This is a genomic window from Pseudomonas sp. NPDC078416 (genome assembly GCF_050268485.1).
Taxonomy (GTDB): domain Bacteria; phylum Pseudomonadota; class Gammaproteobacteria; order Pseudomonadales; family Pseudomonadaceae; genus Aquipseudomonas.
In genome coordinates this window covers 1-12,472 of the sequence record NZ_JBNNGV010000056.1, presented here as the reverse complement: position 1 = coordinate 12,472, position 12,472 = coordinate 1, and the positions used below count along the sequence as shown (strand labels likewise).

The following is a 12,472-nucleotide window of genomic DNA, read 5'->3' as shown; positions in this document are numbered from 1 at the left end:
AGCAGCCCTCAAAGGCGTAACGCTCGATCGCACCGAAGCCTTTTTCATCGTTGAACCACTTAACGGTACCAGTTTGGCGATTAGACATGGTGTATCTCCTTGGACAAAGTTAACTGCGACTCAGGAAGTGCCCTGGCCGAGACTGAGTGCAAAGAGCAGGAAAAATTCTTGGAGATGGTTGGATCGAAATTCAACATCGTGTAGATATTCTCAGTGACACAAGCAACACAGTGGGGCCACCTTACCCCTTTTTCCGGAATGTGCAAAGGGTCTGTCCGAGATTTTTTCTTGAGGTGGCTCAACGACCCTAATGCGCACGGCGCGCAATCTTTGAACCTGCGGCGTTCGACCGGTAAGATGCCGGACATCTTTTTCACCTCGCTATTCAGGACACCGCCATGAGCATCAAATCGGACAAGTGGATTCGCCGCATGGCGCAGGAACACGGCATGATCGAGCCGTTTGTGGAGCGTCAGGTGCGCGGCGAAGGCGCTGACCGGGTGATCTCTTTCGGTGTCTCCAGCTATGGCTACGACGTGCGTTGCGCCGACGAATTCAAGGTGTTCACCAACATCAATTCGGCGACCGTCGACCCTAAAAATTTCGATGAAAAAAGTTTTGTAGACGTCAAAAGCGACGTTTGCATCATCCCGCCGAACTCGTTTGCACTGGCACGTACCGTCGAATATTTCCGCATTCCGCGTAATGTGCTGACCATCTGTCTGGGCAAAAGCACCTACGCGCGCTGCGGCATCATCGTCAACGTGACGCCGCTTGAGCCTGAATGGGAAGGCCACGTCACGCTGGAGTTCTCCAACACCACCACGCTGCCGGCGAAGATCTACGCCAATGAAGGCGTCGCACAGATGCTTTTCCTGGAATCCGACGAAGAGTGTGAAGTGTCCTACAAGGACCGTGGTGGCAAGTATCAAGGCCAACGCGGTGTGACGCTGCCCCGTACCTAATCGCGCCATTTGTCAGCCAGGCACTGAATTTGTCCTGGAATTCGCACTCTATTGACTGAACTGTTCCCATCCGCACCATGCGGGTGGGGCCAACGCTCAGGAGTGCCCTATGAAGAGACACATCAACACCAGCAGCAATGAAACCGACCCGAGTCCCAATCAGGTTGGGTTGCTGGCTTGGTCGCTGTTAGCGCATCCACACCTCAATAACATGGTCGCCGGGGGCATTCCCGGGCAGCCAGACCCAGACAGCCCAAACGAATACCCTCAGCCTGACGAGGGTGGCGTGCCGACCATACCGGACGAGCCACCACCGGCGCCGGTTGCCTGATTCATGTCCCGCCGAGGCCAGAGCGTCGGCGGGGCCGTTTTGCTTCTTCGTGAATCACATCAAGCCGCCCGACCAGGATTCCTGCGATCCTTCAGCACTGCCTCATCTCACTGAAGTTCCGCCTTAAACCGCCTCCCACACCGCCCCATCCCCCACCACATAAACCTTGCTGTTCTCGGCGCGATCAATATTCATGCCCCCCGTAAACGCGCCAAATGCTGGCAGCAGACTTACGTGTGGCAGCACGTAAAAGCACGGCAGCCGCAAACGCTGTCGGCCTCTTCCGTACAGCCGGTAAGCAGGGTGCACATGGCCCGCCAGGACGTGAAAATCAGGGTGCGGGTCAGGTTCGTGCTGAAGCGCGTACGGCCCAAGAAACATGGGTTCCTCAACGACGTCCATGCGCAATTCGGGTGGTGGGTCGCCGGCACGCTTGTCGTGGTTACCTCGAATCAGGGTAATCGCCAGACCATGATGTTTGTCGCGCCATGCTTGAATGGCTGACAGCGTGCCGGTCGCGTGGGATTCCGGAGCGTGCAGAAAATCTCCCAGAAAGATCAACCGCTCGCAGTCATAGCTCGCCAGCAGTGCATCCAGGCGCTGAAGGTTATCGTCGGTGGTGCCATGGGGCACTGGCTGACCCAGTCGCCGGTAGGCAGCGGCCTTGCCAAAGTGGGCGTCGGCAATCAACAGCGCGCGCTCGGCCGGGTAGTAGATGGCTTTGTCCGCCAGTAACCACACCTCCGCACCCGCCAGTTGAATTGAAAGATATGGCCTCACGTCATGACCTCAGGCCCGGCGGCTTTTTCGAGGTCGCTGACCATGCGTGCAATACGGTCGGAGAGTTTTTCGGTGCTGAGGCTTTCGCGCATGCGTTCGACCAGCAGCGGAAAGGCCATCGGGGTGGGGCGTTTGATCACGTGCAAATCCAGGGTTCGGGTGTTGATGCGGCTGAGGGTTTGTTCAAGACGGGCGACATCGAGTTCCTGCCGCAGCACTTCCTCCTGCGCCTGGGTCAGCAGCAGGTTGCCGGCGTCATACTGTTTGAACACTTCGAAGAACAAGCCGCTGGAGGCCTGCAGTTGTCGATTGCTCTTTGGAGCACCGGGGTAGCCAGAGAACACCAGCCCGGCGATGCGGGCAATCTCGCGAAAGCGACGCAGCGCGAGTTCGCCGGCGTTCAGGCTGGCAATGATATCGGCCAACAGCTCGTCTTCGGAAAACAGTTGAGTCGTCAGGCGCTCGTTCCAGTCGATGGGCGTGGCGCTGAGCAGCTCGAAGCCATAGTCGTTCACGGCGATCGAGAAGGTCAGTGGCGTGTCGCGGCTCAGTCGCCAGGCCAGCAGGCTCGCCAGCCCCAGGTGTACATGCCGGCCGGCGAAGGGATAGAGAAACAGATGCCAACCCTCGCGGGACTTCAGGACTTCCGCCAGCAGCGTGTCCTTGCGCGGCAACGCTGACCACTGTCGTTGCACTTCGAGCAGCGGGCTCACGATGTGCATCTCGGGGCTGCTGAAATCGCCCTGGGCAGCGGCATCGAATTTTTCGACGACGGCGTCTGCCAGCTCGTTGGAGAGCGGCATCCGTCCACCATTCCAGCGCGGGACGGCGGCTTTCTTGCCAGTAGCCTTCCTCACGTACGCAGTCATGTTCTCAACGCGGACCAGTTCCAGCAGACGACCGCTGAACAGAAAGCCGTCTCCGGGTTTCAAGCGGGCGATGAAGCCTTCTTCCACGCTGCCGAGCGATCCACCTCCGCCGCCCTTGCTCCAATATTTCACGTTGATGCTGGCGTCGCTGACGATGGTGCCCACGCTCATACGATGACGGCGGGCGAGGCGCGCATCGGGGACGCGCCAGATGCCGTCTTCGTCGGGCTCAACGCGTCGATAATCAGGGTACGCCGTCAGTGACAGGCCGCCGTAGCGGACGAACGCCAACGCCCACTCCCATTCCTCGTCGGTGAGATCGCGGTAGGCCCACGCGGTGCGAACTTCGGCGAGTAACGCGTCGGGCGTAAATCCGCCACCAAGGGCCATGCTCACCAGATGTTGTACGAGGACATCCAGCGGCTTGTGGGGTGATTCGCGGGGTTCGATCAGGCGCGCGTTGACGGCGTCGCGGGCAGCGGCGGCTTCGACCAGCTCAAGGCTGTGGGTCGGCACCAGCGTGACCCGTGACGGGCGGCCAGGCGCGTGGCCCGAGCGTCCGGCACGCTGCATCAACCGCGCGACGCCCTTGGCCGAGCCGATCTGCAGCACGCGCTCGACCGGCAGAAAATCCACGCCGAGGTCGAGGCTCGAGGTGCAGACCACGGCTTTCAGGTGGCCTTCTTTCAGCGCGCGTTCAACCCAGTCGCGGACCTCACGGGACAGCGAGCCGTGGTGCAGCGCGATCAGCCCGGCCCAGTCCGGACGCGCTTCCAGCAGCGCCTGATACCAGACTTCCGACTGCGCCCGGGTATTGGTGAACAGCAGGCAACTGGAACTGCTGTCGACCTCGGCCAGCACTTGCGGCAGCATTCGCAACCCCATGTGCCCGGCCCAGGGGAAGCGCTCGATGGAGGGCGGCAGCAGCGTGTCGACGATCAATTCCTTGACCACTTTGCCGTGAACGGTGGTGCCGTGATCCCCCACCAGCACCTGTTGCGCATGCTCTTGATTGCCGAGGGTCGCGGAAAGGCCCCAGATGACCAGCTCGGGATTCCACCGACGTAACCGCGCCAGCGCCAGTTGCAACTGGATGCCGCGCTTGTTGCCGATCAGCTCATGCCATTCATCGACGACCACCATCTTCAGCGTCGACATCGTCGCCTGGGCATCGGCGCGGGTCAGCAGCAGCGTCAGGCTTTCCGGCGTGGTGATCAGCGCGGAGGGCAGGCGGCGGCCCTGTTTGGCGCGTTCGCTGCTGCTGGTGTCACCCGTGCGCAGGCCGACGCTCCACGGGATCTGCAAATCCTGCAGCGGGCCTTCCAGCGCCCGGGCGGTGTCGGCCGCGAGGGCGCGCATGGGCGTGATCCATAGCACGCTGAGGGGAGCGGCGACGGGCTTGCGCTTGCGCGGCTTCTGCTCGGTCGGCTCGGGCGCCGGCCGGGCGAACTGGTTGAGGGCGGCAAACCACACCGAGTACGTCTTGCCCGCGCCGGTGCTGGCGTGCAGGAGGCCCGACTCGCCGCGAGCAACGGCGGCCCAGACGTCTTTCTGGAAAGGGAAGGGTTTCCAGCCACGCTCGGCGAACCAGCGCTTGGCGAAATTGACAGCTTTAGGCATGCGCAGGCTCTGGAAGGGGTTAAGTCAGAGACCGCTGGGGGAGGGGTTTAGTTTGGTCGGGATTTTATCGCCCGGCGCTGAACCTGTGGGAGCGACCGGGGTGGCGCTCCATCTTGCTCGCGAATGCAGTGGGTCAGCAACAAATAGTCTGACTGACAGAATGCCTTCGCGGGCAAGCGCGCTCCTACAGGATTTGCATTTGCCAATGTAATGAACGCGGCAGGAGATCAGGACGCTGCGAAATTATTTCAAATTACCGCTCAAAAACTGCTGCAAGCGCTCGCTCTTCGGGCTGCCCAGCACGTCGTCCGGGTGGCCCATTTCCTCGATCTGGCCCTGGTGCAGGAACACCACCTGATTCGCGACCTTGCGGGCGAAGCCCATTTCGTGGGTTACCAGAATCATGGTCCGGCCCTCTTCAGCCAGGCCCTGAATCACTTTCAACACTTCGCCGACCAGTTCAGGGTCGAGCGCTGAAGTGGGCTCGTCGAACAGCATGATTTCCGGTTCCATCGCCAACGCCCGGGCGATGGCCACGCGCTGCTGCTGACCGCCGGACAGAAACGCCGGGTATTGATCGGCGACGCGCGCCGGCAGCCCGACCTTGTCCAGGTATTTGTGCGCGCGGGCCTCGGCCTCGGCCTTCGACACGCCCAACACCCGGCGCGGGGCCATGGTGATGTTTTCCAGCACCGTCATGTGGCTCCACAGGTTGAAATGCTGGAACACCATCGCCAGGCGCGTGCGAATCCGCTGCAGCTCGGCCGGATCGGCAACGCGCATACCGCCTGCGTCGCTGACCATGCGCACGGGCTGGCCGTCCAGGCTCATGGCGCCGTCATTGGGTTGCTCAAGAAAATTGATGCAGCGCAGGAAGGTGCTCTTGCCCGAGCCGCTGGCGCCGATCAGGCAAATCACGTCGCCGACGCTGGCCTTGAGCGACACCCCTTTGAGCACCTCGTGGTCACCGTAGCTTTTATGCAGGCCATCGATGGTCAGTTTGTACATGAAGGGCAGTCCTCAAGGAGAAAGTAAGTAGCCGCTGCGGTAGGCTTCGGTGCCGGCGACATGGGCGATGACCATGCCGGCGGTCGCCATGCGTCGCAAGGAGCGGGCGTACATAAGGCCAGCGTTGGCCGTGTGGATCGGGGTCACTGCGTCGCTGATCGGGTCGATGACCTCAGCGATCAATTGCCCCGCCTCGACGTATTCGCCGGGCAGTGTGCAGAACACCAGCAGACCACCCACAGGCGTGGCGACCGGTTCGACGCCTGCCAGCGGGGTCGCCGGGTAAATCAGTTCAGGTGGCGCAACCGGCTCGCCGGCAATGGCGCCGTGGTGCATCAGGTAGCTGATGATCGCCTGGCAATCGCGGCTGGCGAGGGCGTGATTGACGTCGCCCTGGCCGCGCAACTCCAGGGTCACGGAAAAACTGCCGAGCGGAATCGGGAAGCGCTTGGCAAATCGTTGCTGCAGTTGCCACCAGACCAGCGTGAAGCACTCGTCGAACGACTGCCCGCCGGAATCGGTCGCCAGCAGGCTTGCCTGGGCACCGAGATAACGCGACAGCGCTTCAACCTGCGGCCAGGCCTCAGGCGTGGTGTACAGGTGCTCGACGGATTCGAAATCACAATGCAGGTCCAGCACCACATCGGCGTCACAGGCCAGCCTCTGCAATGTCAGGCGCTGGGACTCCAGCTGGGTGCTGCCCACGCAGTCATTCAGCGCAGCCAGCAGGGTTTTGCGAATCAGCGCGACGTTGTGCCGGGAATCATCCGTCAGCAGCGCTTCGACTTCATCGCCCACTTGCTGACCGAGGTCAACGAAGCGGCGATTGAAATTCTGTCCGCTTTCAAGCTCGTAACGGCCCAGCGGCATGTCCATCAGGACCTGCTCCAACCCGACGGGGTTGGCCACCGGAACGACCACCACTTCGCCGAGCAACTGACCGGCGTTTTCAAGCTCGGCCAGCCGTTGCTTCAAATACCAGGACACCAGCATGCCCGGCAGCTCGTCGGCGTGCAGGGACGACTGGATGTAAACCTTGCAGGCGCCGTTTTCCGGGCCGTAGTGAAAGCTGTGGATCTGCCGCGCGGTGCCGGGCACCGGGGCGAGCAGATCATGGGTCTGGTGTCGCATGCAGGGTTCCTAGTGAGTCGGGCCGAGGAAGGCCAGCCACCGGCGTTCAGCCAATCGGAACAGGCCCACCAGAATGAACGTGACGGTCAGGTAGATCAGTGCCGCGATGCCGAACGACTGGAACGTCAGGAAGGTGGCCGAGTTGGCGTCCCGCGCGACCTTGAGGATGTCCGGCACGGTGGCGGTGAAGGCCACAGTGGTCGAGTGCAGCATCAAGATCACTTCGTTGCTGTAATACGGCAGCGAGCGGCGCAGTGCCGACGGCATGATGACGTAGGTGTACAGGCGCCAGCCGGTCAGGCCGTAAGCCTTGGCTGCCTCGACTTCGCCGTGGTTCATGCTGCGGATCGCACCGGCGAAGATTTCAGTGGTATAGGCACAAGTGTTCAGGGCGAAGGCGAGGATCGTGCAGTTCATCGCGTCACGGAAGAACGCATCCAGTATCGGCTGCTCACGCACGGCGGCGATGCTGTAGATCCCGGTGTAGCAAATCAGCAACTGGATATACAGCGGCGTTCCGCGGAACAGGTAGGTGTAGAACTGTACCGGCCAGCGCACCATCGGATTGCGCGATACGCGGGCGATGGAGAGTGGAATCGAACCGATAAAGCCGATGGCAATGGAGGCGCTGAGCAGCCACATCGTCATGGCCAGGCCGGTGATGTTCTGGCCGTCCGTATAAAGGAAGGCGCGCCAGTATTCTTGCAGCAACTCGATCATCGTTGAGCCTCCCGGCTGCCGGCTGCATAACGCCGTTCGGCCCAGCGCAGGGCGAAGTTGGACACGCTGGTGATGACCAGGTAGATCAGTGCGGCGATTACCAGAAAGTAGAACAGCTGGTAGGTGCTTTTACCCGCGTCCTGCGCGGCTTTGACCAAATCGGCCAGACCGATGATTGACACCAGTGCAGTGGCTTTGAGCACCACTTGCCAGTTGTTGCCGATGCCGGGCAGGGCGAAGCGCATCATCTGTGGGAACACCACCATGCGAAACCGTTGCGAACGGCTGAGCCCATAGGCCGTGGCAGCTTCGACCTGACCGCGCGGCACAGCGAGAATCGCGCCGCGGAAGGTCTCGGTGAAATACGCGCCATAGATGAAGCCTAAGGTGATGACGCCGGCGGAGAAAGGGTCGATCTCGATGTAATCCCATTCCATCGCATTGGTGAGCGTGGTCAGCCAGGTTTGCAGGCTGTAGAAAATCAGCAGCATCAGCACCAGGTCCGGTACGCCACGGATCAGCGTGGTGTAGATCTGGGCCGGAACGCGCAACACGGCGGCTTTGGACAGTTTGGCACTGGCGCCCAGCAGGCCGAGCACAATGGCCAGCAGCAGCGACATTACCGATAATTTTACGGTCATCCAGGTGCCTTGCAGCAACAGCGGGCCGAAGCCTTTCAGGCTGAATGCTGACAGTCCCAGGTTTTGCAGGAGAGTTTCGAACATGTGCAACCTATGCAGTCAATAAAAACGCCCGTGAACTTCAGCGGCGGATTCTGGCTGAAATCAACGGGCGTCTGTTTGCTTATTTACCGCTGTACAGATTCAGATCGCCGAAGTGCTTCTTCTGGATCTCGGCGTACTTGCCGTCATCGTGTAACGCTTTGATACCTTTATCCAAAAGCGCTTTCAGGTCCTTGTTACCTTTCGAGATGCCGACTGCGGTTTTGGCTGGCAGCAGGGGATCGTCGATTGGCTTGCTGACTTCGTAGTCACCGCCTTGTGGCGACTTCAGGAAGCCCAGCTCGGCTTGCAGCATGTCTTGGACCGATGCGTCCAGACGACCCGAAACGAGGTCGGCATACACCTGATCCTGGTTCTGGTAGGCCTGGGTTTTCACGCCCGCCTTGTCCAGAATCGCCTTGGCGTAGGCTTCCTGGATGGTGCCTTGCTCGTAACCCACGGTTTTGCCTTTGAGCGAAGCAAGGTCAGTGCTCAGGCCGGAGCCTTTTTTGTAGACCAGCGAGGTTGGGCCGGAGAACAGTTCGCTGGAGAAGTCGATGACTTTCTCGCGGGCCGGGGTCACGGTCATGGAGGAAATCACGCCGTCGAACTTGTTGGCTTTCAGGCCCGGGATCATGCCGTCGAAATCGCTTTCGACCCACTTGCACTTGACCTTCAATTCAGCACAGATCGCGTTGCCCAAGTCGATATCGAAGCCCACCAGGCTGCCATCGGCGGCTTTGGATTCGAATGGCGCGTAGGAAGGATCGACGCCGAAACGCAGCTCCTTGTATTCCTTGGCCATTGCGTTACCGGCGGCCAGACAGATGGCGAGTGCGGAAAGGGTCAGCCATGCTTTTTTCATCGTTCAGTCCTTAAAACCAAATTGAGCGTTGGGAACACGCGAAGGCTTGCTACCGGCAAAAGCCAGACCGCAAATAGACAGCAATTTCCGAACCAAACAAACGAACGCGCGTTTTAAATGTACGGAGTTGTCGCAATGATGACTTAGCGCCATCTTTTGTCTTTTTTTGAGGTCCCGCAGGCACCGGCAGAGTAGCCGTATCCCGTTGAGAGTGGGCGAAAAAGTTGCAGAGTTTGAGGTCTTCCGCGGTGGTTTTTGCGGCGTAGGGGAGATTCGAAACGCCCGGCGGGGCTTGCCGTTATGTGATTGCGTTTTTGGTGCGCCTCATTTCAGCGCATTTATAGCGCGGCGGCACATGGCCCCTGCACCGCGACGGTGCTCAGGCCAGCAGGTCCTGCAGCGTCGCCAGGCTGTCGGCTTCGGCCACAGGCTTGTCCAGGCGCCAGCGCAGCATCCTCGGGAACCTGACAGCGATGCCGCTCTTGTGCCGTTTCGATAATGCAATGCCCTCGAAACCCAGCTCGAACACCAAGGTCGGGGTAACACTTCGCACCGGGCCAAATTTGTCGACGGTGGTTTTGCGAATGATTGCATCGACTTTGCGCATCTCTTCGTCCGTCAGCCCCGAATACGCTTTGGCGAAGGGCACCAATGTCCGTTCGCTGGATTCCGGCGGGCCGTCCCAGACCGCGAACGTGTAATCGCTGTACAGACTGGCGCGGCGGCCGTGACCGCGTTGGGCGTAGATCAGCACGGCGTCGACGCTGAACGGGTCCATTTTCCATTTCCACCACACACCCATGTCCTTGGTGCGCCCGACGCCATACATCGAGTCTCGTGCCTTGAGCATCATGCCTTCCACGCCGAGACTGCGGGACGCCTCGCGCTGGCGGCCGAGGTCGAGCCAGTCGGTACCGGTGAGGACCGGAGAGGGCATCAGTACCGGGCTCTGGGCGTTGGCGATGACTTTTTCCATCTGCGTGCGCCGCTCATGCTGGGGGCGACTGCGCCAGTCGTGACCTTCCCATTCCAGCAGGTCGTAAGCCAGCACGACGACCGGCACGTCTTCCAGAATCTTCTTGCCGAGGGTTTTGCGGCCGATCCGCTGTTGCAACAGGGCAAAGGGCTGCACCGACGGCGTCGCTTCGCCGGGCGTGCCGGGTGCGGGGGTGTCCAGGGCGAACTCGCCTTCCTCAGCATTCTCCGGGGTCGCGGCTTTCCAGACCACGATCTCGCCGTCGATCACCGTGCCGTCGGGCAGGCATTGAGTCAGGCTGTGCAGTTCCGGGAAGCGATCGGTGACCAGTTCTTCGCCCCGCGACCAGATCCACAGCCGGCCTTCGCGCTTGACCACTTGGGCGCGAATGCCGTCCCACTTCCATTCCACCTGCCAGTTTTCGGCAGCGCCGAGCAGGTTCTCGAACTGATCGACCGGCTGCTGCAGCGCATGGGCGAGGAAGAAGGGGTAGGGTTGGCCGCCCCGTTGGGCGTGTTCGTCGGCCGATTCTCCGGCGATGAGCTTTAGATAGCCTTCGGCGCTGGGGCGATGGGAAAGATCGGTGTACCCCACCAGGCGCTGGGCAACGCGCTTGCTGTCGATATCGGCCAGGGCGGCGAGGGCGCGGGTCACCAGCAGTTTTGAGACACCCACCCTGAAGCTTCCGGTAATCAGCTTCAGGCAGACCATCAGGCTTTGCGGGTCCAGTTGCGACCAGAACGTCGGCAGGCGCTCGAGCAATTCTTCCGGGGGCAGACCACGCAGGGGCAGCAGATGGCGTTCCATCCAGCTGGCCAGGCCTTCTTCTGAGCTGTGTTCAGCTTTAGGGAGCAGCAGCGACAGGGTCTCCGCCAAATCGCCTACCGCCTGGTAACTCTCCTCGAACAACCATTCCGGCAAGCCGGACAGCAACAGCGCCTGCTCACGCAACATGCGCGTCGGCACCAGTTGGCGTGGGCGTCCGCCGGCCAGGAAGTACACCGCCCACGCGGCGTCTTCGGGGGCGGCCTTGCTGAAGTAGGCCTGCATGGCCGCCAGCTTGGCGTTGCTGGAGGTGGTGGCGTCCAGGTCCGAATACAGCTCGGCGAAGGCCTTCATGACGAGGCCTCGCCTTTCGATGCAGGTTCGGGTGCGGGTGCGGGTTCGGTCTTGGCCGCTGCGTCGTCTTCTTCGTCGCCGTATTCGGTGGAGAAGCCTTGGGCGTCTAGGCCCAGTTCCCGCAGGTAGCGCACCAGCACGGCCACCGAGCCGTGGGTGACCATGACCCGTTCAGCGCCGGTGTTTTCAATGGCCCAGAGCAAGCCGGGCCAGTCGGCGTGGTCGGAGAGGGCGAAGCCGCGATCGACGCCGCGCCGACGTCGGGTGCCGCGCAGCATCATCCAGCCGCTGGCGAAGGCGTCGCTGAATTCGCCGAATCGGCGCATCCAGGTGCTGCCGCCGGCAGAGGGCGGTGCGACGATCAGGGCGCTGCGCAACGCGGGGTCGGTTTTTTTGAAGTCGCCGGCGTAGTGGGTTTCAGGGATGCGCACGCCGGCTTCGCGGTAGACGCGGTTGAGCGGTTCGACGGCGCCGTGAACGAGGATCGGGCCGATGGTGGGGTCGATGCCGTGGAGGATGCGTTGGGCCTTGCCGAATGAGTAGGCGAACAGGACGCTGGCTTTGCCGGCGGCGGCATTGGCGCGCCACCATTCGTTGACGCCGGCGAAGATTTCCGCCTGGGGCTGCCAGCGGTAGATCGGCAGGCCGAAGGTGGATTCGGTGATGAAGGTGTGGCAGCGCACCGGCTCGAAGGGTTCGCAGGTGCCGTCGGGTTCGACTTTGTAGTCGCCTGATGCGACCCAGATTTCGCCTTTGTATTCGAGGCGGACCTGGGCGGAACCGAGGACGTGGCCGGCCGGGTGGAGGCTGAGTTTGACGCCGTGGTGGGTGATGCTTTCGCCGTAGGCGAGGGTCTGGAGGTTGATGTCTTGGCCCAGTCGGGAGCGCAGTATGCCTTCGCCGGGCGCGGCGGCGAGGTAGTGTTCATTGCCGGTGCGGGCGTGGTCGCCGTGGGCGTGGGTGATGACGGAGCGTTCGACCGGGCGCCACGGATCGATGTAGAAATCACCGGGCGGGCAGTAGAGGCCTTCGGGGCGGGCAATGACGAGATCCATGGTTTGACCGGGTTTGGGGACTTGTCAGGTAGAGCGGTGGCGGGGCGCAGAAGTTCGGTTGGGGTTTTGGCTCTGGATCAAGATCAAGATCAACAGCGTCTGCCTGGGGGCAGACTGTTTCGCCTTCGGCGAGTTACTTGGAAAAGTCGAAAGTCGCACCATCCCCAAGTAACCAAAGGTGCTTGCTCCTGGTTGGGCCCCTCGTTCCTCGGGGTCCCTTCACTCCGGTCTCGCTCCGTGGGCCCGCGCCGAACGGACATCCATGTCCTGACGGCGCTCTCGCCGCATCCATGCGGCTCGGCCCACTGCGC

General features: G+C 61.5%; 12 protein-coding genes. 2 read left to right on the top strand and 10 right to left on the bottom strand.

The annotated features are described in order from the left end of the window. The coding region (locus ACQKEN_RS25005) for a cold-shock protein (protein ID WP_427689457.1) at positions 1 to 88 on the bottom strand (88 nt) is incomplete at its 3' end. Between the two features lie 310 nt (positions 89 to 398). On the opposite strand from ACQKEN_RS25005, the gene dcd reads away from it, so the two are divergent. Together dcd and ACQKEN_RS24995 are read left to right on the top strand one after the other, a co-directional pair. Continuing rightward, positions 399 to 965 carry a dCTP deaminase gene (gene dcd / locus ACQKEN_RS25000; protein ID WP_074889011.1) on the top strand — a complete coding sequence of 189 codons (567 nt, stop codon included), beginning with the start codon at positions 399 to 401 and terminating at the stop codon, positions 963 to 965. A gap of 109 nt (positions 966 to 1,074) precedes the next feature. Then, the gene (locus tag ACQKEN_RS24995) at positions 1,075 to 1,296 is read left to right on the top strand and encodes a hypothetical protein (protein ID WP_427689456.1); all 222 of its coding nucleotides are present in this window, start codon (positions 1,075 to 1,077) and stop codon (positions 1,294 to 1,296) included. Positions 1,297 to 1,419: 123 nt separating this feature from the next. On the opposite strand, the gene pdeM is transcribed toward ACQKEN_RS24995, so the two are convergent. The 9 genes from pdeM to ACQKEN_RS24950 form a co-directional block, all read right to left on the bottom strand. After that, positions 1,420 to 2,076, bottom strand: coding sequence for a ligase-associated DNA damage response endonuclease PdeM (pdeM, locus tag ACQKEN_RS24990; protein ID WP_427689455.1), 657 nt, complete (start codon positions 2,074 to 2,076; stop codon positions 1,420 to 1,422). Further along, positions 2,073 to 4,565 (bottom strand): ligase-associated DNA damage response DEXH box helicase, encoded by a 2,493-nt coding sequence (locus tag ACQKEN_RS24985; protein ID WP_427689454.1) that lies wholly within the window; start codon positions 4,563 to 4,565, stop codon positions 2,073 to 2,075. The genes pdeM and ACQKEN_RS24985 overlap by 4 nt, the downstream gene beginning before the upstream one ends. A gap of 243 nt (positions 4,566 to 4,808) precedes the next feature. Beyond that, the gene (locus ACQKEN_RS24980; protein WP_192171578.1) at positions 4,809 to 5,573 is read right to left on the bottom strand and encodes an ABC transporter ATP-binding protein; all 765 of its coding nucleotides are present in this window, start codon (positions 5,571 to 5,573) and stop codon (positions 4,809 to 4,811) included. A 12-nt stretch (positions 5,574 to 5,585) separates the two neighbouring features. After that, positions 5,586 to 6,704, bottom strand: coding sequence for a succinylglutamate desuccinylase/aspartoacylase family protein (locus ACQKEN_RS24975; protein WP_427689453.1), 1,119 nt, complete (start codon positions 6,702 to 6,704; stop codon positions 5,586 to 5,588). Between the two features lie 9 nt (positions 6,705 to 6,713). Beyond that, positions 6,714 to 7,424: an ABC transporter permease gene (locus tag ACQKEN_RS24970; RefSeq protein ID WP_427689452.1), complete on the bottom strand. Its 711-nt coding sequence runs from the start codon at positions 7,422 to 7,424 to the stop codon at positions 6,714 to 6,716. Beyond that, on the bottom strand, positions 7,421 to 8,149 hold the full coding sequence (locus ACQKEN_RS24965; protein ID WP_065992578.1) for an ABC transporter permease: 729 nt from the start codon (positions 8,147 to 8,149) through the stop codon (positions 7,421 to 7,423). Before ACQKEN_RS24965 ends, ACQKEN_RS24970 begins: the two co-directional genes overlap by 4 nt. Positions 8,150 to 8,228: 79 nt before the next feature. Beyond that, a complete protein-coding gene (locus ACQKEN_RS24960; protein WP_237250325.1) occupies positions 8,229 to 9,011 on the bottom strand; it encodes a transporter substrate-binding domain-containing protein in 783 nt (260 codons plus the stop codon). A gap of 379 nt (positions 9,012 to 9,390) precedes the next feature. Then, positions 9,391 to 11,106, bottom strand: coding sequence for an ATP-dependent DNA ligase (locus ACQKEN_RS24955; protein WP_427689451.1), 1,716 nt, complete (start codon positions 11,104 to 11,106; stop codon positions 9,391 to 9,393). Then, positions 11,103 to 12,161: a ligase-associated DNA damage response exonuclease gene (locus ACQKEN_RS24950; protein ID WP_427689450.1), complete on the bottom strand. Its 1,059-nt coding sequence runs from the start codon at positions 12,159 to 12,161 to the stop codon at positions 11,103 to 11,105. The genes ACQKEN_RS24955 and ACQKEN_RS24950 overlap by 4 nt, the downstream gene beginning before the upstream one ends. Between the last annotated feature and the right edge of the window lie 311 nt (positions 12,162 to 12,472).